Here is a 25,665-nt window from a genome sequence, read left to right as displayed (position 1 = left end):
AAGTGTATATGCGGAGTAGAACGCCGCAATCCAAATCCGACGACGGCGTCGAATATTATGGCTTCGCCGCGCCGTCCGCGGGTTTTGCCCCGCCACCATCGACAGGTTTGTCAGTAGACGGCTGTTCCGGCGGAAGCGAACTCGAAAACTCGAAAATTCTCCGCAGGAATCCCGGCGCAATTGCGGAGAGCGGATTCACGACCACGCTGGGATCGTCGATGTCGCCCTTCACCGCATAGGTGAAACCGAAAATTCCCTCGCCTTCGCGGCCCACGATCAACGGCCCAAGCAGAGGCACTTTGCCGAGAACCGAATTCAACGTGTAGGCCGGCACGAGCGTACCTTCCATCTGCGCGACATTGGCGGAGCGGTCCACCTGGCCGTTCATGGTCAGGCCGATGGCCGGACCCGACATGCGCGCATCCTCGACATGGATGCGATGCCCGGTAACGCGGAAAGGAAGCTTGAGCATATCGAAGTAGATGCCCTCGCCTGTCAGCGTGTCGCCAATGCCCGTCAGTGAACCGAGCGTCAGTATCTTGGCGAGAACAGGCGCATTGACGATGCGGAATTTCGACGCCGAAATCTCGCCCGCGAGCGGCGAGCCCGGCTTCGTATCGTCGAAGGAGGCGTCGGCGCTCAGCTCGCCTCCCTGAACGCTGGTATAGAGATCGAGCGCGCGAAAGATGAGACCGGCGTCGCTTGAATGAAGCGAAAAGGTCCGTGTACGGCTTGGCGCCTGCTTGATCGAAACCGAGATCTGATTGCGCCCCTTGTCCAGAGCGAGCAGGTCCATCAGGTAGACATCGCCCTCGATCAGCGCAAGCCGCGCATCGAGGTCCGTGATCTTCTCGTCGTTCTGCGCCATCACCTCGCCGATGCGGGCGCGGATGGCGGTGCGCAATGTCGGGTCCTGCTCCATCTCCGGCGTGAGGAGCCGCGTCGCCGCCCTTTCGGCCTCCGCCTTGTCGCCGGTGCCGGAGATGAAAGAGTGAAGCACGCCTCGCGCATCGCCCTTCGGCCCGTCGATATCGACGATGAGCTGGCCGCGTTCGTCGCGCCGCGCCTTGAGCGCAAGGTCATTGGTCGGGCCAAGCTTAACCGTCGGCACGTTCGCGGAGAGAATGCGGTTCTTCTTGTCGATGGCGAAGGCGCCGCGCACATTCATGCCCTGACCGGCAAGAACAAAATCCGTGAAGTTGAAGGCCTCCGGCGAGAAGCCGATCTTCATGTCCACGGTCGCGGGCTCGCCCTTCGGCTTCTGCCAGCCGAGCTGATCGACCTTGGCGACCGCGTTGGTCAGTTCGGCATGAACCACCGCGTTCTGAATATCCGCGCCGGAGCCCGTGAGTTTTGCATGAATGTCTGGCGAGCCGGAAATCCAGTCGGTAAGGCCGAGCCCAATCGCCTGCCGCTCCTCGTCATTGAGTTTGCCCGACAGGTCGAAGATGGAGCCGGGCCCCTTGCTGCGAACGAAGCTTTCCGACCACACGATCTGCAGCGGCGAAGTTCCGTTGAGGCTGACATTGCCCTTCGCCTTGAGCCCCGAACGCTGCACGTCGATATCGAGCGTACCGTCGGTGATCGAGAGGTCTTTCTGGATATTGGGAATACCGACCTTGTCGGCATGCGCCATACCGGAAAACTGGACGTCATCCATCTTGACGTTCTTGGACAGCGGCAAGCGGAGCTTTGCATTGATCTTGCCCGTCCCGGCGATTGTCGAAGGATCGAGCCCGAAGCCTCGAATGAGCTTCAACGGCTCATGGTCCAGCAAGGCCAGCAGGTCGGCGGTCGCGGCATCCACCGTGAATTCGATGTCGCCGATACTGTGCTTGTCGCTCAACCTGCCATCCGCGAAATGGCCATTGGAGACGGCAATGGTGCGGTTGGGCGCGACCGTGACGGTTGCTGCCGAGACCCAGGCGTCGAAGCGGTCGCCCTGCAAGGTGCCGCGCGCAGACACGCCGGTCATGTGCGGCATGGCGTCGAGATAGGCCACGTCCGTGCCGCTGACATTGAAATTGAATTTGATGCGTTCATTCGGGATCGCCATGCCCGCGTCGGCATCAGCGAACATGTCGGCGGGCACATCGACGGAGAAGTCGCCCTTCTCGACCATCCCGCCGCGCAGGTTCTTCTCCACCCATTCGCGCGCATTCGGCGAGAGGGGCAAGGGCCAGATCGTCCGCACGGTGTCGACGGGAATGGAGGCGATCTCACCCTTCATCCGCACGGCAGGCGAGCGCGGGCCGTTTTCGATCGTGCCCGCAGCGGCAATCTTGCCGCCCGCGATGCCGAGCGTGATGTCCTCGACCGAAATCGATTGCTTGTCGAAGTCGAGCATCGCCGCGACATGCGCATTGTCGAGTTCGAAATGGCCCTCGAAGAAACCGGGAACGTCGGTGGTCGTCTTGCCCGCCGTCAGATCGACCCTGGCGGACGACAAGTGGAGACCGCTGCCCAGCGTATATTCTGCGTGCCCGGTAAGCGCGGCACTATGAGGGCCCGCCTGAAGTTCGAGTTGATGCACTTCGATCCGCCGCGCCAGAGCATCGAGCGACAGCTCGGCCTTCGCACGCTCCAGCGCGACCGGCGCCTGCTGGAGTCCAGGGAGAACGAAGTTGCCCTTCCCGGCTTCGATGGAGAGCTTTGCTGAAATGACGTCGCCGTTCGGCTTCATGTCGAGCGTGCCGTTCGCATTGAACGGCGCGTCGAAGAGCATGTAATCGGCTAGATCGGGCATGGCCCGGGCGAGCGCCGAGGGCACGATGTTAGTTGCCTGCATATCGACCTGCACCGACTTGCCGTCGACAGGCACCGCTCCCTTGATTTCGAGATGCCCTGTCGTATCTGCGAGCCGCACATCCGCGGAGAGGCGGCCAGCAAGGCCCCCGCTGCCCCGGTAGAGGAGCAGATTGGCGTTCGGCGCCTCCAAGGTCGCGCCGTTCACCTCGTCCACGAAACGCAGGGTGGCATTTTCAATGCCCACATGCCGAAGATGCGCGAGCATGGGGATGCTCTTGTCGTCCGTCGCCAGCGCCGCAAAGAGCGGCCCCACAAAACCTGCGGCGCCCTTCGTCCCGGCCGGTGCTTCGGGCGCGGCGCCCGCGGCGGCAAGGCCCAGCGAAATGCCCTCCGGCCGGCGCACAATCGCCAGGCTGGTGCCGTAGAAGTCGATATAGGTGGGTGAAATCTGCCCCAGCAGCAGGGCCGGCATGCTGAGCCGGAACGACATTTCCGGCGCAGCCGCGACCTCGTTCTTGTCCGCGCCCGTCAGTCGGACATTGAGAAGGCGGAGACCGAGTTGCCGTCTCTCCGGTATCCAGCGCAAAACGGTGTCGCCGATGGTCAGCTGCCCGCCGCCAAGCTCGCTTCGGGCGCTGTCCTGAATGATCTGGGTCAGTATCGGGAGCGAGATCGGCCCTGAGGACAGACGCCAGGCGAGCACGCCAAGCAGCACCGCCGTCGCCGCCACGGCAACGCCCACGATCTCCAATGCGATCTTGCTCGTCCGGCGTATCAAGAAAGGACTGGTCCCGTTCGCTCGTCTTGCATCGCCCGAATCATTCCCGATTGGCAGGCTTCCGATGAGATCCGGGCACGGGCCGAGTGCCGCGACGAGGTCTCTCCCGTTCTTTTACCCGCAGCCTCGCGCGAAGTCTCCCAAATTGGCGACAGCTTTGCGACAAGTTCGGCCGACCGGTTTACGAGGCTGCCTTTTTAGCCCCAAATGACGGCGGCGAAGGACGGCAAGCGCCGTGCAAACGACAGAAACATCCGACTGGAGGCGAGTTAATGGCGAAAGCGATTTCTGCTAAAAAGTCCGGCGTAAAGACGACCACCAGGAAGGCGGCTGCGAAGGCAAAGGCCCCTGCGGCCAGGAAGAAGCCGGCCGCAAAGGCCAAAGAGGCCGTAGCCAAGGTCAAGAAGCCTGCCGCCGGCACGAAGAAGGCTGCGGCGAAAAAGCCCGCTGCAAAGCCTGCGGCAAAAAAGCCGGCCGCGAAAAAGCCCGTCGCAAAGAAAACGACTGTGAAGAAAGCCGCTCCCACCGCTAAAACAGCCGCCCGAACCCCGGCCGCCACCGCCCGAGCGGCGACGAAGCCCAAAGCCGCCCCAAAGGCACAAGCCATGACCGCTTCCGCACTGCCTGCCGTCGACCAGAAGGCGCCCGCATTCTCGCTGCCCGCCGATGACGGCAGCACCATTTCGCTGGCAAGCCTCGCCGGGAAGAAGGTTGTCCTCTATTTCTACCCCAAGGACGACACGCCGGGCTGCACGGTTGAGGCCATCGCCTTCACGGCACAGAAGGCGGCGTTCGATGCAGCCAACACCGTCGTCCTCGGCGTATCGAAAGATTCGATCAAGGCGCACTGCAAGTTCAGGGACAAGCACAACCTGACTGTCCGGCTTCTCTCGGACGAAACAGGTGAAATGCTCGAGACCTATGGTGTCTGGGTCGAAAAAAAGCAGTATGGCCGCACCTATATGGGCATCGCCCGCACGACCTTCCTGATCGACGAGAAGGGCACCGTTGCGAAGGTCTGGCCGAAGGTGAAGGTCGACGGCCATGCCGACGAAGTTCTTGCGGCGGCAAAATCCCTCTGAAAGACGGATCTGCACCAAATGAGTGAAGCACCGACTGCGCCCTTCATCGCCGAAGGTGTTTCGCTCGCCGACGCCGCCCGTGCAGTTCTCGAATGTCCGGATGCGGATGAAAAGGCGCGCCGCGCGCATGAAGCGGCAAAGCTCTGGCGCGCCGGCGCTCTCACGCTGCTGCCGGGAGACATGCCGGCAAGGCCGCACCGACCGGCCCGGCCGGAGCTTCTCGCGCCCAATCAGATGCCGCGCCGGACCTTCAAGGGGCCGCGCGGCCGCTTCGCGCTTCTTCACGCGCTCGCCCATATCGAACTCAACGCAATCGACCTCGCCTTCGACATGGCGGGCCGCTTCGCCGGTCACGCCATCGGAGGGGCGATGCTTCCCCGCGCCTTCTTCGACGACTGGGTTGAAGTGGGCGACGACGAGGCCCGCCACTTCGCGGCCATACAGGCACGGCTCCGGGCAATGGGCGGCGGCTATGGCGACCTCCCCGCCCATGATGGCCTCTGGCAGGCGGCGGAGGAAACAAGGCACGACGCCCTGGCGCGGCTCGCCGTCGTGCCTCTCGTCCTCGAGGCGCGCGGCCTCGACGTCACGCCCCCAATGATCGAAAGGTTAATGGATGCGGGCGACCGGGACAGCGCCGACGTCCTGCGGATGATCTACCGCGAAGAACAGCAACATGTTGTGGCAGGCGCACGCTGGTTCAACTATCTGTGCGAAAAAGGCGGACTCGCCCCTCAAGCCACGTTTCAAGCGCTTGTACGCAAGCATTTCCGCGGCCTGCTGAAACCGCCATTCAACACCGACGCCCGCGATGCGGCCGGCCTTGACCGGTCGTTCTACGAGCCCCTCGCGTCGCGTTGAGCGCCGGCGGATTAAGGGCTTTTCTTTCCTGTCCCATTCAGCGACAGTATTCGCCATCGTCGGGGGCGACGATTGCCACATCAATGGAATGTTAATCATGGCGGTAAAGACTGCCGACTGTGATGTAACCGTCACGTAAATCCATTGATATGCGCGCGGTTCGAATTTGGTTGGGGGTATGGCGCATGAGGGGCGTGCACCATAGAAACTCTGGTTTTGGCGAAGCGCTGCGCAGGTTCCTGCGCCATCACTACGTCGAGCGCCAGATCTACCTGCGCAGTCATGGGCAGGTTCAATTCATCTCGCTGTCGCCTTTCACGCAAGCCGTTTTCCTTGCGATCGCTTTCGTATTCTTCAGCTGGATCGCGTTCACTTCCGTCAACGTCATCTTCAAGCAGCAGATCATCGCTTCGAAGGAGCAGCGCTATCTGAGGATGCAAAGCGCTTATGAAGAGCGGGTCGCGCAGCTTCAGGCTGCCTATGACCAACTCAATGGCCAACTCGTCATCTCGCAGGAGCGCTTTCTTGCCACCACGCGCGAACTGGAAGACCGGCACCGCCAGTTGACCACATTGATGAGCCAGAGCCAGTCCGCCAGCTCCGAGCTAGAGGCCATGCGCCGCCGCTACGCCGCGACCACCCGCCCGTCACCTTCGGAAGCCCGCGAGAACACCATTCTCATGTCGGTCGACCACGACACCGAACTGGCGGCGTCTGGCGCGTCCCTTGGCCAGACGACAACGCGGCCCCAGAAAAACGCGGATGCCGAGACCTATGTCGTGGATGGCGCCCCGAGCGGCTCGGTCGACATGTCCGGACTGGCTGGCAACGCCCCCCAGAACGGCACAGCGTCCCAAATTGACGCAAGACTCGCGCAGCTCGATCGCGGTCAGCAGGGCTTCATCAATTCGATCGAGGAGACTACGGACCGCAAGATCAAGGAACTCCGGTCGATCATCGCCATGACTGACGTTGCGGCAGGAGGCGACCTTTCCAAGGGTTCCGCCATGCATGCGGCGGAGGCTGAGGGCGGTCCCTTCCTGGGGCTGGCCGAAGGCGAGGCGCTGGCGGGCGCCGGCGAGGACCAGGCCTTTGCAAAGCAGCTTCACCGGGTAAGCCAGAACCTCAATACGGTGGCCGATCTCGAGAGTTTCATTGCGAAAATTCCGCTCGCGGAGCCGGTCGCCGGCTACCACGAGACGAGCGGCTTCGGGCCGCGTGTCGATCCTTTCAACGGCAGAATGGCCTTCCACGCCGGCGAAGATCTGGCCACGGATTATGGCGCACCCGTCTACGCAACGACGGCAGGCACGGTCACCTTCGCCGACTGGCGAGGCGCCTATGGCCGCTTGGTCGAGCTTGATCTCGGCAACGGCTTCCGCACCCGCTACGGCCATCTCAGCCGCATCGACGTCAGGGTTGGCCAGAAAATTGCTTTCAGGGATCGTATTGGCCGCGTGGGGTCCTCAGGGCGCAGCAGCGGGCCGCATCTTCACTATGAGGTCTGGTTCGACGGAATAGTCCGTGATCCATCCAAATTCATCGAGGCAGGGCACTATGTTTTCGAGAAACAAGGCTAAGGATATCGAGAAGCCAGCCGCCCCGGTTGTGGCGCCGGCCCCGAACGCGCCGCTGGTGAAGCGCACCGCCGCCCGCACGGCACCGTCCATCATTTCGACCGACCTCGTGGTCCATGGCAACCTGACCGCCACGGGTGACATTCAGATCGACGGCACCGTGGAAGGCGACATCCGCAGCCAGTCGCTGACCATCGGCGAGAAAGCTTCGATCACCGGCGAAATCGTCGCCGAGGACATCGTGATCCGCGGCCGCGTCATCGGCACCATTCGCGGCCGTCGCGTCCAGCTCTCCTCGACCTGCCATGTCGAGGGCGACATCCTGCATGAAGCGCTGGCCGTCGAGACGGGTGCCTTCTTCGAAGGCAACTGCCGCCATTCGGACGATCCGATCGGCCAGGCTTCGGCCTCCCGCGCGCCCGCCGCGCCGCGTCCGGGCGCCGGTCCAGCGCCCCGCCCCGCCGCTGCGATGGCTCCGGCTCCGGCGGCACGCCCCGTCGAGCCGGTGGCGGCAAGCCCGGTAATCGTGGGCGACGCCGGCGTCGTCGTGAAGCGCCCCGCCGCGCAGTAAGTGCGGCACGGCCGCAGGCCGTCCCAAAGATTTCAGTTCCCCATCGACGCCACGGCTGACCCCAGCCGTGGCGGATTATTTTGGCAGATAGCCGAAGCGCTCCATTTGCGGCCCCAGCGCATCGACGACCCGCTGCACCTGCGCCTGAGACAGAACATCCTTCCATTGCCCAGCCCGCCCCTCGCGGAAAAAGCGCTCCGCTGTATCCGGGCGTTCGACGAAGCCGTGCTCTTCCTCCTCCTGCCTGAGCCGGTCGAATGAAGAGGCATCAATGGCGGCCTGCAGGCGCTCGCGCGAAGGCGACAACATCAGGAACCTTGCCAGCGCGCCGAAGGTCTCCATCGGCCGTTCCAGCATATCCTCGTAGCGCATGACGTGAAGCTGGCGCATGGGGCGCCGCGTCCAGCTCTCGACATGCTCCGCCCACGAACCGAAATACTGATAGACGAAGCGGTCGCTGGTCGGCCCAAGGGCTCCTCTTCGCGTAAGCTCGTCGATCGCGGTATCGATGGACACCGCCTGAAAACTTGCGAGAGAGACGGCCACGTCGAGGGGATTGCGCAGAATGTAGATCGCGCCTGCTGTCACCGATCCCTCGATCATCGGAGCGCCCAGATGGGCGACGAGCGCGTTATGCGTCTTGACGAAGACCAGGCCCGGCGTTTGCAGCGCGATCGAACGAAGAGCCTCCGGCCTCACACGCGCGATCTCCTCGTCGCTGCATCGGCCAAGCGGCTTTCCGAGCAAAGGCTCATACCACTTCGCCGCGGCGTCGCCGACCGTCAGCGTATCCATGCGGTTGATGCCATGCCGCTCGCCGCCAATGACCGTGTGCAGAAGATGGCGAACCCATGTGTTCCCCGACTTGGGAAAGGACGCCAGCCAGACTATGCCGCCCATTTTATTGCGTCGTCCCGTCATTACCAGAACGCGGCCGGCACGCCAGCCGCATCCGACAGTCTACATCATTGTAGGCGCACAATATTGTGGCCAAAATATATTGTCGAAATTAGTGTTGTACTGATATTGAGCGCCATCGATTGATTTGCACAACGCTTATCGTGGTATTTTGACAATGACCAAAAGCTCTCGCGCATTGCTCCTGTGTGGCGTTGCGGCGGCCGCGCTCTCGGCTGCGGCAGGTTCTGCCAGCGCCTCGGGTGGCAAGGAAACCAACTGGGCAACCGTCGACAACTACGGATTTCTCGGGCTCGACCTGACCGTTGAAGGTGGATATCTCTTCGGTTCTGGAGACCTTCCGTACGCGCAGTATTACGACGGGGCGAAGGACTACTCCTTCGATACCGGACCCGGCGACGGATGGACCGGCAAAGTAGGACTGACCGGACGGTTCGAAGGCGGCTGGGACGTCAACCTCTTCTATAGCCGCCTCAAATCCTCTGAATCCACTGGCACGGCCTCCTACGACGCCTCGAACACGCCCGTGGACTGGCCGGTCTGGAACATCCTCGGCTGGCAGAGCCACTCGACCCCCTCCGGGGCGACGAGCTACAACAGCGCGACGGTCACCACCGATCTAACCGCCGATATTGTCGATCTCAACGTGGGATACGACGTCGGCCTCGGCAGCGGCAGCGACGGCAAGCTCAAGCTGATCGGTGGCCTGCGCTATGCGGCGTATACGCAGACGACATCGATGAACCTCTTCTGCTCGGCCTCTGTCTTTATCCCGCAGAACGATTGCATCCCGGCGCGACTGGAAGTCGCGCAGCACCGTGAATCGCGGTACCGCGGATTTGGCCCCCAGTTCGGCGCGAATTATAGCGCTCCCCTGTCCGACAATGGGCTTGGCGTGTTCGGCTCTCTGGTCGGAAGCCTTCTCTACGGAAATCAGAGCACGAACACCTATTCCGAGTGGAAGGAGGGCGATCCCTACTCCACGCGCACGTCCTATAACGACAACCACTTCGCCTATACGATCGATACACAGGCTGGCCTGTCCTACAAGCTGCCCGATCAACCGCTCGAAGTGGCTGCGGGGTATCAGCTTTCCTGGGCCTCCGGCGTCAGGGACTCAAAGAACGAAGCGATCGCCACTGGATCGAACAACAGCTTCGGCAGCCGTCGTGACGACCTGCTCTATCATGGGCCGTTCGTGCGCCTGACCGTCAGCCTGCCCTGACGGCGCGGCAGAAAAACAAAAAGGCCGGCTGCGGGTCCGCAGCCGGCCTTTTTTATTCAACAACCATGGAGCCGAGGCTAGTCGATGTCCTCGACGGGCGCATCTGCGCCGCCCTTCACGCGGGCGGCGAGTGCGGCGGCCATGAACTCGTCGAGATCACCGTCCAGCACCTCGGAGGGCGTCGGGCTTTCCACGCCGGTTCGGAGGTCCTTGACCATCTGATAGGGCTGCAGGACATAGGAACGGATCTGGTGGCCCCAGCCGATATCGGTCTTGCCTGCGGCCTCGGCCTGCGCCGCTGCTTCGCGCTTTTCCAGCTCGGCCTCATAAAGGCGCGCGCGCAGCATGTTCCATGCGGTTGCGCGGTTCTTGTGCTGCGAGCGTTCGTTCTGGCAGGCGACAACGATACCTGTCGGAACGTGGGTGATGCGCACGGCGCTGTCTGTCGTGTTGACGTGCTGGCCGCCCGCGCCCGACGAACGATAGGTGTCGATGCGGCAGTCGCTTTCATTGACGTCGATATTGATGGAGTCATCCACCACCGGATAGACCCAGACACTCGAGAAGCTCGTATGGCGTCGCGCATTGGAGTCGTAGGGCGAGATGCGGACGAGACGATGCACACCCGACTCCGTCTTCAGCCATCCGAAGGCATTGTGTCCCTTGACCTGGATCGTCGCCGACTTGATGCCGGCTTCTTCGCCGTCATGCCGCTCCACGAGATCGACCTTGTAGCCCTTGCGCTCCGCCCAGCGCGTATACATGCGCAGCAGCATCTGGGCCCAGTCCTGGCTCTCCGTGCCGCCGGCGCCCGCATGGACTTCGAGGAAGGCGTCGTTGCCGTCGGCTTCGCCGGACAGCAACGTTTCGATCTCCGCCTTGCGCGCATCTTCGCGCACGGCCTTGAGCGACGCTTCGGCTTCCTTGACGATGCCGTCGTCGCCCTCGGCCTCGCCGAGTTCAATCAGTTCGATATTGTCGTTGAGGCCCGACTCGAGGCGCAGATAGGCGGTGATCGCCTCATCCAGCCGCGTGCGCTCCGCCATGAGCGAGCGGGCCTTCGTGGGGTCGTTCCAGAGATTGGGATCTTCGGAGCGGGCGTTCAGTTCATCGAGGCGTTTGCGGGCTGAATCCCAGTCAAAGATGCCTCCTCAGCAGTCCCAGGGACTGCTTGATTTCATCGGCTATCGCCTGGGTCTCGGTACGCATCGCTATCGGTCTCCGTCAAATCGGGAGCGGAAAATAGGCCGAACATGCCCGGGTGTAAACCCGCCCATTCGACCGCACCACAATTCAGTAGAGACCGCCCGTGCCGGAATCGACAGCCCCGCCGGTCGAGCTTGCGGGCGCGCCAAGCGTACCGCCATCGGCGCCCGTCACCGGCGTTCCAGTGACCACGTTGACCGACGAAGAGGACGACACCTGCGGCTCGGTCCCTTCCTTGAAGGCTTCGAGGATGACGTCGGGGTCGCTCGACGTGGCGAGCTGGCCCGTCTTGTGATCGACCTTCACAAGGCTGATGCCCGGCGGGATACGGAACGGGATCGCGGGATCGCCGCCAATCTCGGCCTGCATGATGTCGCGGAAGACCGGCGCGGCGGTGCGCCCGCCCGTTTCCGCACGTCCGAGCGGCGTCGGATTGTCGTAGCCGACAAAGACGCCAACGACGAGATTGGGCGAATAGCCGACGAACCACGCATCGCGTTCGTCGCTCGACGTACCCGTCTTGCCCGCGAGCGGAACGCCAACGGCCTTGGCCGCCGAACCCGTGCCACGCTGCACGACGCCTTCGAGCATCGACGTGATCTGATAGGCGGTCTGCGCGCTCTCGATCTGCTCGCGATCGTCGGGCAGCTCCGGCGGCGCCTGGTTTGCCCAATCCGCGTTGCAATCCTGGCAAGCCCGGTTGTCCGACTTGTAGATCGTGCGGCCCCAGCGGTCCTGCACGCGGTCGATCAGCGTGGGCTTCACCTTCTTGCCGCCATTGTCGAAAGCGGAATAGGCCGCCGCGAGGCGGATCAGCGTCGTCTCGCCGGCGCCGAGCGACATGGCGAGCATGGGCTGCATATTGTCGATGACACCGAAGCGGCGCGCATACTCGGCCACCTTGTCCATGCCGATCGCCTGCGCGAGGCGCACCGTCATGACGTTGCGCGAATGCTCGAGACCGAAGCGCAACGTGGACGGACCGAAGAAGTCCTTCTCGTAGTTCTCCGGCTTCCAGAGACCGAGCCCCGGCCCCTGATCCATGACGAAGGGAGCATCGAGAACGAGGCTCGACGGCGTGAAGCCGCTGTCCAGCGCCGCCGCATAGACGAAAGGCTTGAAGGACGAGCCCGGCTGACGCAAAGCCTGGGTCGCGCGATTGAATTCGCTCTGGTCGAAGCTGAAGCCGCCCTGCATGGCCAGTACGCGGCCCGTATGCGGGTCCATCGCGATCACGGAACCGTTGACCGCCGGCAGCTGACGCAGCGCATAGCTCGCCGCTCCCTTCGAGGTTAGTTGCTCGACATAGATCACGTCTCCGACAGACAACACGTCGGAAGGTTGCTTCAGGACGGGCCCGAGGTAGATGTCCTTGATCGACTTCCGCGCCCAGCTCATATCGGCAAAGGCGATGGTGCCGGTCTTCACCTCGGTCGAGAACTTGCCGTTCGGCAGCTTCAAGGGACGCAGACCGATCTTCACGCTCGCCGGCGTGAGATCGAGCACAACGCCCAGCGTCCAAGGCGCGACGTCGTCGGCGAATTTCTGCTTCTGCAGCGCCTCCTGCCAGTTCTCACCCGCCTTCAAGCTGGCGACAGGCCCGCGGAAACCGTGGCGCTGGTCGTAGTCGACGAGGCCCTTGCGCAGCGAGCGGCGGACGATTGCCTGGAGATGCGTGTCGATGGTGGTACGAACGGAGAGGCCGCCCTCATAGAGCTTCTGCTCGCCGAACTGCGAATAGAGTTCGCGACGCACTTCCTCGACGAAATAGGAGGCATCGACGAGTTGAACGCCGACCGGCCGCTGCACCGTCTTGAAAGGGTCCGCCTGCGCGGTCTTCGCTTCTTCCGGCGTGACGAAGCCATCCTCTTCCATCCGGCCAACCACCCAGTTGCGGCGCGCGATCGCGCGGTCGCGATGGGTATAGGGATTGTAGTTTTCCGGGCCTTTGGGCAGCGAAGCGAGATAGGCGACCTCCGAGATCGAGAGCTGATCGAGCGGCTTGCCGAAATAGTTGAGCGCCGCCGCAGCGATGCCGTAGCTGCCCGTGCCGAGATAGATTTCGTTGAGATAGAGTTCGAGAATCTTCTCCTTCGAGTAAGCCTTTTCCATCCGCAGCGAGAGCAGGATTTCCGTGATCTTGCGCTGCGCGTTGCGATCGCGCGTCAGCAGGAAGTTGCGCGCAACCTGCTGAGTGATGGTCGATGCGCCGACGAGACGCCGGTCGTTCAGCACATTGAAGACGTTATCGACCATCGCGCGCGCGATGCCCATCGGATCGACGCCGCTATGCGTATAGAAATTCTTGTCTTCGGCTGCGAGGAAGGCCTGGATCACACGCTTGGGGATCGCGTTGATCGGCACATAGATGCGCCGCTCGCGGGCATATTCCGCGATGAGTTCACCGTCGCCCGCATGCACGCGCGTCATCACCGGCGGCTCGTAATTGGCGAGCTTGGAGTAGTCGGGCAGCTCGATGTTCATCTGCCAGAGCACGTAACCGGCGACGAGAGCCACGCCCGTCACGGCGAGCAGAACGAGCGCGGATAGGACTTTGAGAACTCTCAGCATCGGGCTCAACTGCCCCCATCTTTCTCTATTGGTGCCGCCTGGGCATCAAAACCGGGCAAATTCGGCGCCACACATAGCACGGGCCCATTCCGGGAAACTACCTGCCAATGGATGCTGCATGGTTAACCGGCGGCTTACCGGCCCCGACGTCTAGGGCGCAATTGTGGCAGGCTCGCGACGCGAACCGGCCTAATTTGGCCCTTCGGCCAGCCTTTCACCGAAATAACGGTCCACGGCGCGGACGAAAGCGTTGGACACCGTCGTCCGCCATTTTGGCGAGGTTAGGCGTTTTTCTTCCGTCGCATTGGTCAGGAAACCCAGCTCCACCAGCACCGAGGGCACGTCCGGCGCCTTCAGCACGACGAAGCCCGCAAAGCGGTGGGTAGGCTCCAGGAGGTAGGTCGCCTTCCCTGCATAATCCACCACCGATTTGGCGAAACGCACCGAATAGTTCTTGGTTTCGCGCTGGGCGAGATCGATCAGGATGCCGGTCACTTCGGGTGACTCGCCCTTGAAGTCGATACCCGCGATCGCATCGGAAAGGTTTTCCTTCCGCGCAAGTTCGGCCGCCTCCTTGTCCGAAGCGGTTTCAGAGAGCGTATAGACCGACATGCCCTTCACATCGGCCTTGGCGATCGAGTCCGCATGAATCGATATGAAGAGGTCGGCCTTGTATCGACGTCCGATCTGCACACGCTCGCGCAAGGGAATGAAAATGTCCCTGTCGCGCGTCAAATGGACATCGTAGCGCCCGGTTGCGCGCAAGCGCCGCGCCAGCTCCTTGGCAAAGGCCAGCACCACATTCTTCTCGACGATGCCGCTCTTCGTGCCATGCGTACCCGGATCGACGCCGCCATGGCCCGGGTCGATCACAATGACGCGGCGGCGATCATGCCGCGCAGGCGGCGCGGCAGGCACGACAACGGAGGAACCGGCCCGCGATGCGTCAAGCGCCGCGCTGCCAGACGCTCCCGAAGACACGGGGCTCGAGGCCGGACTTGCCGAGGCAGAGGCAGCGGCCGAAACCGGCTCCCCGCCGCTGTCGGGCTTCTCGGCGGTCTTGAGAAAGCCGGCCCGGTCGGTGGCGCCGAGATCGATGACGATCCGCCGCCCGAAGCCGCCCTGGGGCTCCAGAACGAAATTGCGCGCGACGGTCACCGGCCCGGCCGCGTCGATGACGACCCGGAACCGGTCGCCCTGAAACCTGCCCAGGCGATAACCGGCGATGAGGCCGCGCCCCTTCTTTTCCGCGTCGGCGGGAAGCGTTGAGCGCAGCTTCGGAAAATCGACGATGACGCGATAGGGGTCGGCAAGCGTGAAGACCCTGTAGGCGACCTGCTGCGGCCCGCCCAGTTCGATCACGAAGCGGGTTTCCGCGCCCCGATCGCCGATGCGGATATTGGCGAGCGATGCATCGCCCGGAGCAGAGGAGGATGGCGCGCTTTCGGCATCAAGCGCCGCGCGGTCGTCATCGGGGAGAGAAGAGGTCGGCGCGGGGAGTGCCGTTTCGCTTATGCCCTTTCCGGCATTCGCCGGGCCGGCGGCGAGGGCGGCGGCAAGGATCAGCGAGCAAAGGGCAAGCGCGGAACCGGACACCTTTGGCGCCCTTTCCCACCCGAGCCGCCAGAATGCGGCGACATGCCCCTTATTTAACATAACACATACAACCGCACGATGAGCGGCCCATTCCATCAGCATGGCGCGCCCTCGGCGCCGATCCAGAATCAATCGCTGACCTAATCTATTCTGTCGAAAATACTTTATAAACCATTACCAGCTTGGAAAACTTCACGATTTCTCAACGATCGGCATGGTTAATGAAGCGTAGCGGGCCGGTGCGGTCTGGCTCCGCCGAAGCCACGCTTGCCAAATCAGGACCGCGCAAAGTACAAGACAAAGGCTAGCCGGTTTGGCTTTCCCCTTGGGTGTCCGGTTTTTATCGATACCGGCTCCACCTGGTCCGATGAGCCTCGAGATACGGCGGACCTTCTGCCCCCGCAACAAGGCGGTGCGGCATTTTCAGGTTCGTGACGCTTCGAGCCTCTTCGCTGACCATGGTACCAGACCGCCCGAGCGAGTTTAACGCTCGTCCCGCCTCTCGCATTCCATCGGAATCGAGACGGTCAAGACGATTTCCGCCCGCCCCCGGCGCATAAGGGGGTACCGAAGGTTGAGATGCACGACGCAATCACGCAGATGGAAGACATACAGGCCGGAAAGGTTCGCTTCTCAAGCGAATTTACTGCGCCCCGTCATACTGCGACGGCCGTGCTCGCCACCTCATCACAGTACAAAACCGGCCTTCTCGCCGCGCCCATGATTCATGCGGTCGTGGCCAGCCGGATTCACACAATCGACGCCCGCCCGCGCCCGCTTGGCCGCATGAAGTTGCGCCTTGCTCTGCGTGGCGGCCGGCGTCCCGGAGATTTGCTCAATGGCAAACAAGATGCTTATCGACGCGACCCACCCCGAGGAAACTCGGGTGGTGGTCGTGGGCGGCCAACGTGTTGAAGAATTCGATTTCGAGTCTGAAAGCCGGAAGCAGCTTCGCGGCAATATCTATCTCGCGAAGATCACGCGCGTAGAGCCGTCGCTTCAGGCGGCCTTCGTCGAATATGGCGGCAATCGCCACGGGTTTCTCGCCTTCAGCGAAATCCATCCCGACTACTACCAGATCCCCGTCGCGGATCGCGAAGCTCTGTTGAAGAGCCAGGCCGCCGCTGCCCGCCGCGAGGCCGAGGAAGAGGACCGCGCCGGCGACGGCGAGGCGAGCGGCTCGGCAGAGTACGCATCTGCCCCCGAAGAGGCCGCTTCAAATGAGGAGGCCGCTCCGGCCGAGCACGGAGAGGCCATCGCCGCCGAGGCGCACAACGTCGAAACGCTCTCCGTCGGCGAGCCTCACGACGATGCCCACCACGCCGAGGAGGAATCCTCCGAGGCGCCGGTCGAGCGCGGCGAGATGGAAATCGTTCATTCCGACGAGACCGTCGAATCGCTCGGCGCGGGAGACGTTCTCGATGAGGCGCATGAGGAGGCGCAGCCCCGCAAGCAGCGCCACAACTTCCGCAACTACAAGATTCAGGAAGTCGTGAAGCGCCGCCAGATCATGCTGGTGCAGGTCGTCAAGGAAGAGCGCGGCAACAAGGGCGCGGCGCTGACCACCTTTCTGTCGCTCGCCGGCCGCTATTGCGTGCTGATGCCCAACACGGCTCGCGGCGGCGGCATTTCGCGCAAGATCACTCAGGCTGCGGACCGCAAGAAGCTCAAGACAATCGCGGAGTCGCTCGATGTGCCGGAAGGCATGGGCCTCATCATCCGCACGGCAGGCGCCAAGCGCACCAAGGCGGAAATCAAGCGCGACTATGAATATCTGCTGCGCATGTGGGAAAGCGTCCGCGAGCTGACGCTCCGCTCCACGGCCCCTGCCCTCGTCTACGAGGAAGGCAGCCTCATCAAGAGATCGATCCGCGATCTCTATGACAAGGATATCGATGCCGTCTTCGTCGAAGGCGATGAAGGCTACAAGGAAGCGAAGAACTTCATGCGCATGCTCATGCCGAGCCATGCCAAGAATGTTCAGCAGTACAAGGAGAAAATTCCGCTCCTTCAGAAGTATCAGGTCGAGCAGCAACTCGACTCGATGCTCAACCCGGTCGTGACGCTGAAGTCCGGCGGCTATGTCGTCATCAACCCGACGGAAGCCCTCGTCTCCATCGACGTCAACTCGGGCCGCTCGACGAAAGAGCGCAACATCGAGCAGACGGCGCTCAGGACCAATCTCGAAGCGGCGGAAGAAATCGCGCGCCAGATGCGTCTGCGCGACCTTGCGGGCCTCATCGTCATCGACTTCATCGACATGGACGAGAACCGCAACAACCGTGCGGTCGAACGCAAGCTCAAGGACTGCCTGAAGACCGATCGCGCCCGCATCCAGGTGGGCCGCATCAGCCATTTCGGCCTGCTCGAAATGTCGCGCCAGCGCATGCGCTCGGGCGTCCTCGAAGGTTCGACCGTGCAGTGCCAGCATTGCCATGGCACCGGCCTCGTCCGCTCGGTCGAGTCGATGGCGCTCCACGTGCTGCGCGGCGTCGAAGCCGAGGCCGCCAAGGGCCGCGCCGCCGCCTTCACGCTGAAGGTGCCGGTTGAAGTCGCCGTCTACATCCTCAACCAGAAGCGCGCCAACCTGCTCGACATCGAGGAGCGTTACGGCACCTCCGTCTATGTCGAGGCGGACACGTCGCTGAAGGGTTCCGAGCATCGTGTCGAACATGCCGAGGCCCGCGCCCTGACGCGGACGCGGCCTGCCATCGGTGCGATCAATATCGAGACGGCCTACACGGAAGAACCGGAGCCCGTCGAAGAACCCGTCGTCGAGGAAGACGAAGAGGAAGAAGAGGAAGCCTCCGCCCAGCCGCGCGAACGCCGCGGCGAGGAAACCGAGGACGAAGGCCAGCGCCGCAAGCGTCGCCGTCGCAGGCGCCGTGGTGGCGGCCGCCGTGAAGACGAAGGCACGGAAGCGCAGGCCGGTCAGGCTCCGCGCGAGGCCTCAGCCGAAGGCGAAGCCCCCGAGGGCGAGGAAGGCGACGAGGACGAGGATCGTTCCGCGGAAGCCGGCGATGAAACTGCCGAAGGCCAGGAGCGTCAGCGCAGGCGCCGGCGTCGTGGCCGCCGTGGCGGTCGCCGCAATCGTGGCCGCGAGGAAGGTGACGTCGAAGGCGCTGCCGAGGGCGATGGCGAGGGCGAGAGCGACACCGGCGGCGAGCCTGCCGAGGAAGCGCCGATCCTGCTCTCCTATTCGCGCGATGATCTCGTTCGCGATGAAACCGAGCATGTGGCGACCGAGGAAGTCGTTCAGTCCGAAACTGAAGCGGAGCCCGTGCCGGTGGAAATCGCCCGCGCCGAGGAAGCTCAGCCCGTGACCGAAAGCATGGAAGCTGCGATCCCGGTCGAATACGCGGAAGCTCCGGTCGTTGAAGCGCCGATGGTTGCCGAGGAAGCCGCCGCCGTCGAAGAGGCACCCGCTGCCGAAGAAGCGCAGCCGGTTGCCGAAGCGCCCGCACCTGCTGAGACGCCAAAGGCTCACGAGCCTGAAAAGCCGCAGGCCCCTGCCCGTCGCGGCTGGTGGCAGCGCCGCACGACATCCGCCGATTGATCGGCTGCGATTGATTGAAAATGACGAAGCGCTGGTGGGCTCAGGCCAACCAGCGCTTCAGTCGTTCTACGGCCTCTTGCATATCGGCCGTCGATCCCGCGAATGACATACGGATGCTCTGCCTGCCCCGCTCGGGATCGAAATCGAGACCCGGCGTCGCCGCCACGCCCACCTCATGCAGCATCCGATGGCAGAATTCGGCGCTGTCATTGGTGAGCTTGCGAACATCCGCATAGAGATAAAAGGCGCCGTCCGCAGGTGCGAAACTGTCGAATCCGGCCTTGGGCAATTCGGTCAGCAGAAGTTCGCGGTTTGCCGCATAGCGCGCGACATTGGCGTCGAGTTCCTGCGTCGCGTCGAAAGCCGCCGCGCCAGCCGCCTGCGCGACCGATGACGGCGCGATAAAGAGATTCTGCGCGAGCCTCTCCAGCGGTCGCATCAGACGCTCCGGCACGACGAGCCAGCCGAGACGCCATCCCGTCATGCAGTAATATTTCGAGAAGCTGTTGACGACGATAGCGTCCGCCGAAGACGAAAGCGCCGTCGCCGTCTCCGCGCCGAAAACGATGCCGTGATAGATCTCGTCCGAGATGAACCAGCGCCGCTGGGCCGCACAGGCGCTTGAAAGCTCCGCAAGCGCGGCAGGCGTCATCATCGTGCCCGTCGGATTGGCGGGGCTCGCCACCAATACTCCATCTATGCGGCCGTGGCGTCTCTCCGCCTCGTCGATCAGTTCCGGCGTCAGCGACCAGCGGGTTTCGGGCCCCACCGGAATGCCAACCGGCGTAAGGCCCAACGCCAGGAGGATATTTCGATAGGCCGGATAGCCGGGCTCCGAAATCGCCACCCGCGCGCCGGCATCGAAACAGGCAAGCAATGCGAGGATGAACCCGCCGGACGATCCCGCCGTCACGACGACACGTTCGGGCGCGATGTCGAGCCCATGCCGCTCGCCATAGTGCCGCGCGATACGCTGACGAAGCGACAGAAGGCCCAGGGCGTCCGTATATCCCAGACGGTCCACTTCGAGCGCTCGCGCCGCCGCGTCGCGTACCGCCTGCGGCGCCTGCGTCGAGGGCTGCCCCACTTCGAGATGCATGATGCGCTGTCCGCCCGCGCCTTCAAGCGCGGTCGCATCGCGCATCACGTCCATCGCAATGAATGGCGCGACGCCGCTCCGCCTGGAAACTTCCGGCGCGTCGGCCATCGGCTGAGGTCAGGACCCCGAGCGCACGGCGCCGAAGCCGACGCCATCGCTCTTGGGGCCCACTCCCATCGTGCAGACGCCCGACGGCAGGCCCGTGGGACAAATGATCGCCGAAGCGGGCGAACGCGCATCCGCGGGGCTCGCCTGCAAGGCTGACAATGCCGCGTTTCCATCCGCCAGCGCGGCCTGCGCCACATGAAGGATTGCCGCCGCGCCCTTCGGCGCGCCGCCGCCCGCACCCGCGAAGTAGAGGTTCTTGTTATGCGGATTGACGATCATCACCGGCGTCAGCAGGTTCGAGGCAACGCCGCGCGGCACCATGGGCGAGGACGCAAGAACGACGCCCGCCGCGGGCGCCGCCCGGCCGGAACCGAACGCGCCGTTCAGCGTAACGGAGCAAGCGACCGCGCCGCCCTTGGAGTCTACGACTGCGAAGGAGGTCGTACCGAAATCGCGGTCAACCGACAGGCCCGGCGAGCCGAGCGAAAGCGCCGTCTTGTTCGCGGCGTCCTCGAGCTCGGCGGCGCTCGAACGTCCCATCAGGGCATTCCATGCGGCGCCCGAGAAGACGCCGGCCCCGGTCGACTGCGACGGCAGCGCGACGAACACATCGCCCGACTGGATCTGCTGCGCGGGCCCGACATCGGCGCGATAGCCGCTCAGGTCTGCCAGCGTGATCATGCCCCCCTTGGAGCGTGCCTGATCGACGAGCTGGCGTGCAGTCTCGCCGGCATAGAAACCGGGAGCGCCCTTGCTGCGAACATGCGCCAGCGTCGTGGCCAGGTTCACCTGCGCGAAATTGTCCAGTTCGCGATAGCTCCGCTCCCCGTCCGCCGTGAACAGGCTGCGCAGATCGGCGGAGTTGGCAAAGGCCAGTCCGCCATCGGTCAGCTGCCTGCCCGTGGCGCGCGATACCGGGAAGCCCGTCGCCGCGATGCGTTCAGCGGGCGAAATGAGTTCGCTCCAGGACTTCGAGCCGTACTTGCCCTGCAGCAGCGCGAAGCCGCGCACATTGCCCGGAACGGCCACCGGTCCGCCCGCAGCAGGCTGACGCGGCAGGAAGGAGATGGATTCGACTGTCTCCTTGTCGGCCGCCCGCGCCAGGCAGACGCCGCCGCCGCCCAGCCCGGCCGCCGCCGGATAGGTCACGGAAAGCGCGAAATAGAGCGCCGTCGCCGCATCGGCGGCGTTACCGCCCTTTTCGAGCGCGTTACGCCCGATGAGCGCCGCCGTCGGCTCATCGGCGACCACGGCGCCGGCAAAGGTGGAATCGGACGTATCCATGGCGAGCTTCTTGCCGGCCACGTCGTCGCGCTGATACTTGGTCTCGATGCTGCCATTGGTCACCGTCGCCCCGAGCGGCGCATCGCCGCTCAGGCCCGACGAACAGCCCGCAAGCGAGACTGCGAGGACGGCATGTCCAAGGAACGGAAGCACTCGGGCTTTCATTCGGCTCCGGCTCGACCGAACCTTGTTTGACCAGTTATGGCGCACGCTGTCCTCCCCATTTGGCCGTCTCCGGCCTGTTCACAATTTGGCCTCAATCCCGGCTTTTCTTGCTGTCGCAAAGCGCAGGAAACGGCATGTTCGGAGCGTTAAAGAAGATAGTCTGGAGCTTGATTGACGGGTCTATCACACACACCTACCGTTTAGTCGTACCGCGTAAGGGTTTCAACGCCGATTTCCGGCCCGAAACCTTAAATCGGGGAGCCTGCCGGAGAACCGAGCCAAAGCTCCGAGCGCGGTTTCGGCGAATTTTCGAAGCGGCCGACAACATGCCGCAGACGATGGAAAAGCCAGTAATGTCGATAAGATACGCGGCCAAAGCAGCAGGTGCCTTCTGCCTTTCGACTCTGCTCGCATTCTCGGGAATCTCGCCGGCCCTGGCCGAGGGAATTTCTCTCGTGCGCGACGCCGAGACGGAAAGCATGGTGCGCGAATATGCGCTGCCGATCTGGCGCGCCGCAGGCCTGACGCCATCCTCGGTTCGCGTCTATCTGGTGCAGGACGACACCATCAACGCCTTCGTCGCGGCCGGGCAGCGACTGTTCCTCAATACCGGCCTGATTACTCAGGTCGACACGCCTCTCGAATTGACGGGCGTCATCGCCCACGAAACAGGCCATATGGCCGGCGGGCATCTCGTTCGCGGTACCGAGGCCATGGACAAGCTCAGCATGCCCATGATTGCCTCCATGATCCTGGGCGTGGGCGCGATGGCGGCCGGCGCAGGCGACGCGGGCATGGCGGTCATCGCAGGCGGCGCCACGATATCGCAGCGCTCGGTCCTCGCTTACAGCCGCCAGCAGGAAGCCAGCGCCGACCAGGCGGGCGCAACCTATCTCCAGAGGGCTGGCATCTCCGGCGAGGGCATGCTCGACCTCTTCGCGAAGTTCCGCGATCAGGAAGCGCTGTCCACGACGCAGCAGGATCCATTCGTCCGTAGTCACCCCATCTCGGAAGACCGTCTCTCCGCACTTGAAGAGCGGGTGAAAGCCTCCCCCTTCCTTTCCCGCAAGGACTCGCCGGAACGCGTGCACCAGTTGAAGATGATTCAGGCCAAGCTCAACGGCTTTGTCGACGATCCGTCGGTGACCTTCCGCCGCTATCCCGATTCCGATCAGAGCGACTATGCGCGTTACGCGCGTTCGATCGCCTATCACAAGAACGGCGACAACGAGAAATCGCTGGCGGAACTTGCGCCGCTGATCGAGAAGAACCCGGGCAATCCCTACCTCTGGGAACTCAAGGGTCAGGTCCTGTTCGAGGGCGGCAAGGTGGCCGACTCGATCGAGCCCTATCGCAAGGCGATGTCGCTCAAGCCGGACGAACCCCAGCTCCAGCTCGAACTTGGTCAGGCGCTTCTCGCGGCAGAAAAAGGCGCCTATGACGCGGAAGCACTCGGCTACCTGCAGGATTCCGTCAAACGCGACCCTGAAAATCCGACGACCTTCTTCCAGCTCGCCATTGCCTATGGCCGTCTGAACAATATAGGCATGGCGGAACTTTCCACCGCCGAATACTACGAGTCGATCGGCGAGATGCGCGACGCGCGCGGCCATGCCGCAATCGCGCAGAAACATCTGAAACAAGGTTCGCCCGAATGGCTCAGGGCGCAGGATCTCATGCAGGAAGAAGGTTGAGTATGCGTCGCTCCGTTTTCACGACCCTGGCCGCGACAGTCGCGCTCGGCCTTGCCGCCCTTGGCGTTGTTGGCACCGCAACGGCCGGAAACCCCTCGACGCAGGCCCGCGGCTTCAACGCGGAACAGACGGGCGAGATTGAAAAGATCATGCATGATTACCTCGTCAAGCACCCCGAGGTGCTCGTCGAGGCGATGCAGGAGCTCGACAGGAAGCAGGCCGCGTCCGAACGCGAAAAACAGAACAGCGCCATTGCGGAAAATCGCGCGGCGATCTTCAACGATGCCGACAGCTACGTGGCGGGAAATCCGAAGGGCGACATCACCATCGTCGAGTTCTTCGACTACCAGTGCGGCTACTGCAAGCGCAGCTTCGGCCCGCTGATGGACGCGGTTCAGAAAGACGGAAATATCCGTCTGGTTCTGAAGGAGTTCCCGATCCTCGGCGAAGAATCCGTCGCCGCCACGCGCGCCGCCGTCGCTTCAAAGAAACAGGGCAAGTATTTCGAATTCCATCAGGCCCTGTTCCGCCACAAGGGCCAGCTCACGGATGAAGCCATCATGCAGGCCGCCACCGATGTCGGCCTCGACACGGCGCGCCTCAAGCGCGACATGAACGATCCGAAGATCAAGACGCTGATCAAACGGAATTACGACCTTGCCGATGCGCTCGCCATCAAGGGGACGCCGGGCTTCATCATCGGCGGCAGGCTCATCCCCGGCGCGCTCGACAAGGATGAACTCGTCGCCGCGATCAAGGATGCGCGCGAGACCTGCGGCGCGAACTGCTGAGGCTCCCCGACGATCCGGGGCGGCACCCCGGATCGTCCTTCTTCAGATAAGGCCTGAAAGCGGCGAGGACGGATCGGCGTATTTCTTCTTGGGCATGCGCCCGGCGAGATAGGCGAGACGTCCCGCCTCCACGGCGAGCTTCATCGCGCGCGCCATGCGGATGGGGTCCTTCGCTTCCGCGATCGCCGTATTCATCAACACGCCGTCGCAGCCGAGTTCCATCGCAATCGCTGCGTCGGAGGCCGTGCCGACACCGGCATCGACGAGCACCGGCACTTTCGCCTGCTCGATGATGAGGCGGATATTGATAGGGTTCTGGATGCCGAGGCCCGAACCGATGGGGGCCGCGAGCGGCATGATCGCGCAGCAGCCAAGATCTTCCAGCTTCCTCGCCATGATCGGATCGTCGGTGCAATAGACCATCACCTCGAAGCCGTCCTTGATGAGCGCTTCGGCCGCGCGCAGCGTCTCGATCATGTCGGGATAGAGCGTCTTCTGGTCGCCCAGCACTTCGAGCTTCACGAGATTCCACCCGCCCGCCTCGCGCGCGAGGCGCAGCGTACGCACGGCGTCCTCCGCCGTGTAGCAACCGGCCGTATTCGGGAGGTAGGTCACCTTCTTCGGATCGATATAATCCACCAGCATCGGCTCCTTGGGATTCGACACGTTCACACGCCGCACAGCGACGGTGACGATCTCCGCGCCCGCCGCTTCGACGGCGGCAGCGTTCTGCGCCAGGTCCTTGTATTTGCCCGTACCCACGATAAGCCGCGACCTGTAGCTGCGGCCTGCGATGGTGATGCTGTCGTCGCCGGCCGCATTCGCCTGCGCCGTGTCGATCTTCGCCGTTCCGGTCACCTGATATCTCCTCGCGAGCGGATCAACCGCCGCCGACAAAATGAACGATCTCCAGCCGGTCGCCATCCGCGAGCTGCGTCTCGCCATAGACCGAACGCGGCACGATTTCGAGGTTGCGCTCGATGGCGACCTTGCGCGGATCGAGCCCGAAGCTCTCGATCAGCCCCAGCACCGTTAACGGCGCCTTGGCCTCGTGAATATCACCATTGACGGTCAACTGCATGCCGGTCTCGCCACGTCCCTGTCCGGAGACGTTTTAGGGGTTCCGCAGGGGCATCCGGGCCTCTTGCTGGCCGGGATAATGGGTGAGCGGTCCTTGCAATTCAAGCCGCGCGGCAAAGCCGGTTAAAGCCTTTCGCCCATTCCGGGACTTGCGTATAACTGGACCGCCTCGAATCGGGGATAGGGGTGCCATGGGGTTGAGACGGACACAATCCCGCCCCTTTCCCCCAGATAATCTCCCCAGCCGGGACCCGGGATGAAAATGGCCAAACGGGCTACAAAATCTGCCGCAAAGCCGATCGCGACCAAACCGGTCTACGTGCTGAACGGCCCCAATCTCAACCTGCTCGGACAGCGGGAACCGGAGATTTATGGCCGCGCCACGCTCGCCGACGTGGAAAAGTCGCTTGCAGCCCGCGCCAAGGCGCTGGGCGCGTCGGTGCTTTGCCTGCAAAGCAATCATGAAGGCGACCTCGTCACCTGGATACAGGAAGCGCGGACGATGGCGGGCGGCGTCATCATCAACGCGGGCGCCTATTCGCACACTTCGATCGCCATCCACGATGCGTTGGCGATGCTCGATATCCCCGTGGTCGAGGTTCACATCTCGAACATCTACAAGCGCGAGAGCTTCCGGCACCATTCGCATATTTCCTCCGTCGCCACGGGCCTCATCTGCGGCCTTGGCGTGAAGGGATATGAGCTTGCCCTGGAAGCGATCCTCGCCGACATTTCAAAATAGGATTCCGACATTG

The 25,665-nt window shown here is 63.2% G+C and carries 20 protein-coding genes; 9 read left to right on the top strand and 11 right to left on the bottom strand.

Annotated elements, in window-relative coordinates; translation table 11 throughout:
* Positions 1–55 precede the first annotated feature (55 nt).
* A complete protein-coding gene (locus ABFC66_RS00400) occupies positions 56–3,526 on the bottom strand; it encodes an AsmA-like C-terminal domain-containing protein (RefSeq protein WP_346738981.1) in 3,471 nt (1,156 codons plus the stop codon).
* Between the two features lie 181 nt (positions 3,527–3,707).
* The gene (locus ABFC66_RS00395) at positions 3,708–4,133 is read right to left on the bottom strand and encodes a hypothetical protein (RefSeq protein ID WP_346738980.1); all 426 of its coding nucleotides are present in this window, start codon (positions 4,131–4,133) and stop codon (positions 3,708–3,710) included.
* Here ABFC66_RS00395 and bcp point away from each other — a divergent pair.
* The 4 genes from bcp to ABFC66_RS00375 all read left to right on the top strand — a co-directional run bounded on the left by bcp (position 4,132) and on the right by ABFC66_RS00375 (position 7,617).
* Positions 4,132–4,608 (top strand): thioredoxin-dependent thiol peroxidase, encoded by a 477-nt coding sequence (bcp, locus tag ABFC66_RS00390; protein ID WP_346738979.1) that lies wholly within the window; start codon positions 4,132–4,134, stop codon positions 4,606–4,608. The genes ABFC66_RS00395 and bcp overlap by 2 nt on opposite strands.
* A gap of 18 nt (positions 4,609–4,626) precedes the next feature.
* Positions 4,627–5,469 carry a ferritin-like domain-containing protein gene (locus ABFC66_RS00385; RefSeq protein WP_346738978.1) on the top strand — a complete coding sequence of 281 codons (843 nt, stop codon included), beginning with the start codon at positions 4,627–4,629 and terminating at the stop codon, positions 5,467–5,469.
* A 149-nt stretch (positions 5,470–5,618) separates the two neighbouring features.
* Positions 5,619–7,049: a peptidoglycan DD-metalloendopeptidase family protein gene (locus ABFC66_RS00380; RefSeq protein WP_346738977.1), complete on the top strand. Its 1,431-nt coding sequence runs from the start codon at positions 5,619–5,621 to the stop codon at positions 7,047–7,049.
* Entirely contained in the window at positions 7,027–7,617 is a 591-nt protein-coding gene (locus ABFC66_RS00375; RefSeq protein ID WP_346738976.1) for a polymer-forming cytoskeletal protein, read from the top strand. The genes ABFC66_RS00380 and ABFC66_RS00375 overlap by 23 nt, the downstream gene beginning before the upstream one ends.
* Before the next feature lie 75 nt (positions 7,618–7,692).
* On the opposite strand, the gene ABFC66_RS00370 is transcribed toward ABFC66_RS00375, so the two are convergent.
* Positions 7,693–8,517 carry a sulfotransferase domain-containing protein gene (locus tag ABFC66_RS00370; protein WP_346738975.1) on the bottom strand — a complete coding sequence of 275 codons (825 nt, stop codon included), beginning with the start codon at positions 8,515–8,517 and terminating at the stop codon, positions 7,693–7,695.
* Positions 8,518–8,692: 175 nt separating this feature from the next.
* On the opposite strand from ABFC66_RS00370, the gene ABFC66_RS00365 reads away from it, so the two are divergent.
* Positions 8,693–9,760 (top strand): Lpg1974 family pore-forming outer membrane protein, encoded by a 1,068-nt coding sequence (locus tag ABFC66_RS00365; protein ID WP_346738974.1) that lies wholly within the window; start codon positions 8,693–8,695, stop codon positions 9,758–9,760.
* Between the two features lie 77 nt (positions 9,761–9,837).
* On the opposite strand, the gene prfB is transcribed toward ABFC66_RS00365, so the two are convergent.
* The 4 genes from prfB to ABFC66_RS00345 form a co-directional block, all read right to left on the bottom strand.
* Positions 9,838–10,969 (bottom strand): peptide chain release factor 2 gene (gene prfB / locus ABFC66_RS00360; protein WP_346738973.1). Its coding sequence is split into 2 segments (ribosomal slippage): positions 9,838–10,899 and positions 10,901–10,969, totalling 1,131 coding nucleotides; the frame shifts between segments, so codons are not numbered across the junction.
* An 84-nt stretch (positions 10,970–11,053) separates the two neighbouring features.
* The gene (locus ABFC66_RS00355; RefSeq protein WP_346738972.1) at positions 11,054–13,537 is read right to left on the bottom strand and encodes a penicillin-binding protein 1A; all 2,484 of its coding nucleotides are present in this window, start codon (positions 13,535–13,537) and stop codon (positions 11,054–11,056) included.
* Between the two features lie 189 nt (positions 13,538–13,726).
* Positions 13,727–15,133, bottom strand: coding sequence for an N-acetylmuramoyl-L-alanine amidase (locus ABFC66_RS00350; protein WP_346738971.1), 1,407 nt, complete (start codon positions 15,131–15,133; stop codon positions 13,727–13,729).
* A 687-nt stretch (positions 15,134–15,820) separates the two neighbouring features.
* Positions 15,821–15,982 carry a hypothetical protein gene (locus ABFC66_RS00345; protein WP_346738970.1) on the bottom strand — a complete coding sequence of 54 codons (162 nt, stop codon included), beginning with the start codon at positions 15,980–15,982 and terminating at the stop codon, positions 15,821–15,823.
* On the opposite strand from ABFC66_RS00345, the gene ABFC66_RS00340 reads away from it, so the two are divergent.
* The gene (locus ABFC66_RS00340) at positions 15,972–18,689 is read left to right on the top strand and encodes an Rne/Rng family ribonuclease (protein ID WP_346738969.1); all 2,718 of its coding nucleotides are present in this window, start codon (positions 15,972–15,974) and stop codon (positions 18,687–18,689) included. The genes ABFC66_RS00345 and ABFC66_RS00340 overlap by 11 nt on opposite strands.
* Positions 18,690–18,729: 40 nt before the next feature.
* Here ABFC66_RS00340 and ABFC66_RS00335 read toward each other — a convergent pair whose 3' ends face one another.
* Positions 18,730–19,896 (bottom strand): aminotransferase class I/II-fold pyridoxal phosphate-dependent enzyme, encoded by a 1,167-nt coding sequence (locus ABFC66_RS00335; RefSeq protein ID WP_346738968.1) that lies wholly within the window; start codon positions 19,894–19,896, stop codon positions 18,730–18,732.
* A 9-nt stretch (positions 19,897–19,905) separates the two neighbouring features.
* Positions 19,906–21,333, bottom strand: a complete 1,428-nt coding sequence (locus tag ABFC66_RS00330; protein WP_346738967.1) for a gamma-glutamyltransferase — start codon at positions 21,331–21,333, stop codon at positions 19,906–19,908.
* Between the two features lie 365 nt (positions 21,334–21,698).
* Between ABFC66_RS00330 and ABFC66_RS00325 the strand changes: the two genes are divergently transcribed.
* Entirely contained in the window at positions 21,699–23,039 is a 1,341-nt protein-coding gene (locus ABFC66_RS00325; RefSeq protein ID WP_346738966.1) for a M48 family metalloprotease, read from the top strand.
* 2 nt (positions 23,040–23,041) lie between these two features.
* Entirely contained in the window at positions 23,042–23,830 is a 789-nt protein-coding gene (locus tag ABFC66_RS00320) for a DsbA family protein (RefSeq protein ID WP_346738965.1), read from the top strand.
* A gap of 42 nt (positions 23,831–23,872) precedes the next feature.
* Here ABFC66_RS00320 and ABFC66_RS00315 read toward each other — a convergent pair whose 3' ends face one another.
* Both ABFC66_RS00315 and thiS read right to left on the bottom strand, forming a co-directional pair.
* Positions 23,873–24,631, bottom strand: coding sequence for a thiazole synthase (locus ABFC66_RS00315; RefSeq protein ID WP_346739044.1), 759 nt, complete (start codon positions 24,629–24,631; stop codon positions 23,873–23,875).
* 79 nt (positions 24,632–24,710) lie between these two features.
* Positions 24,711–24,911: a sulfur carrier protein ThiS gene (gene thiS / locus ABFC66_RS00310; protein ID WP_346738964.1), complete on the bottom strand. Its 201-nt coding sequence runs from the start codon at positions 24,909–24,911 to the stop codon at positions 24,711–24,713.
* Between the two features lie 261 nt (positions 24,912–25,172).
* On the opposite strand from thiS, the gene aroQ reads away from it, so the two are divergent.
* Positions 25,173–25,652, top strand: coding sequence for a type II 3-dehydroquinate dehydratase (aroQ, locus tag ABFC66_RS00305; protein WP_346738963.1), 480 nt, complete (start codon positions 25,173–25,175; stop codon positions 25,650–25,652).
* Positions 25,653–25,665 lie beyond the last annotated feature (13 nt).

The sequence above is a fragment of the Parvibaculum sp. genome (assembly GCF_039680535.1).
GTDB lineage: Bacteria > Pseudomonadota > Alphaproteobacteria > Parvibaculales > Parvibaculaceae > Parvibaculum.
The sequence above is the reverse complement of the archived record's forward strand: the minus strand, read 5'-3'. Positions and strand labels throughout refer to the sequence as shown.

Bases quoted from the DNA above. Each gene is read 5' to 3' on its own strand.
- bcp (WP_346738979.1), top strand. From the start codon at position 4,132: ATGACCGCTTCCGCACTGCCTGCCGTCGACCAGAAGGCGCCCGCATTC.
- ABFC66_RS00395 (WP_346738980.1), bottom strand. From the start codon at position 4,133: ATGGCTTGTGCCTTTGGGGCGGCTTTGGGCTTCGTCGCCGCTCGGGCG.
- ABFC66_RS00385 (WP_346738978.1), top strand. From the start codon at position 4,627: ATGAGTGAAGCACCGACTGCGCCCTTCATCGCCGAAGGTGTTTCGCTC.
- ABFC66_RS00380 (WP_346738977.1), top strand. From the start codon at position 5,619: ATGCGCGCGGTTCGAATTTGGTTGGGGGTATGGCGCATGAGGGGCGTG.
- ABFC66_RS00375 (WP_346738976.1), top strand. From the start codon at position 7,027: ATGTTTTCGAGAAACAAGGCTAAGGATATCGAGAAGCCAGCCGCCCCG.
- ABFC66_RS00370 (WP_346738975.1), bottom strand. From the start codon at position 8,517: ATGGGCGGCATAGTCTGGCTGGCGTCCTTTCCCAAGTCGGGGAACACA.
- ABFC66_RS00365 (WP_346738974.1), top strand. From the start codon at position 8,693: ATGACCAAAAGCTCTCGCGCATTGCTCCTGTGTGGCGTTGCGGCGGCC.
- ABFC66_RS00355 (WP_346738972.1), bottom strand. From the start codon at position 13,537: ATGCTGAGAGTTCTCAAAGTCCTATCCGCGCTCGTTCTGCTCGCCGTG.
- ABFC66_RS00340 (WP_346738969.1), top strand. From the start codon at position 15,972: ATGGCAAACAAGATGCTTATCGACGCGACCCACCCCGAGGAAACTCGG.
- ABFC66_RS00335 (WP_346738968.1), bottom strand. From the start codon at position 19,896: ATGGCCGACGCGCCGGAAGTTTCCAGGCGGAGCGGCGTCGCGCCATTC.
- ABFC66_RS00325 (WP_346738966.1), top strand. From the start codon at position 21,699: ATGTCGATAAGATACGCGGCCAAAGCAGCAGGTGCCTTCTGCCTTTCG.
- ABFC66_RS00320 (WP_346738965.1), top strand. From the start codon at position 23,042: ATGCGTCGCTCCGTTTTCACGACCCTGGCCGCGACAGTCGCGCTCGGC.
- thiS (WP_346738964.1), bottom strand. From the start codon at position 24,911: ATGCAGTTGACCGTCAATGGTGATATTCACGAGGCCAAGGCGCCGTTA.
- aroQ (WP_346738963.1), top strand. From the start codon at position 25,173: ATGGCCAAACGGGCTACAAAATCTGCCGCAAAGCCGATCGCGACCAAA.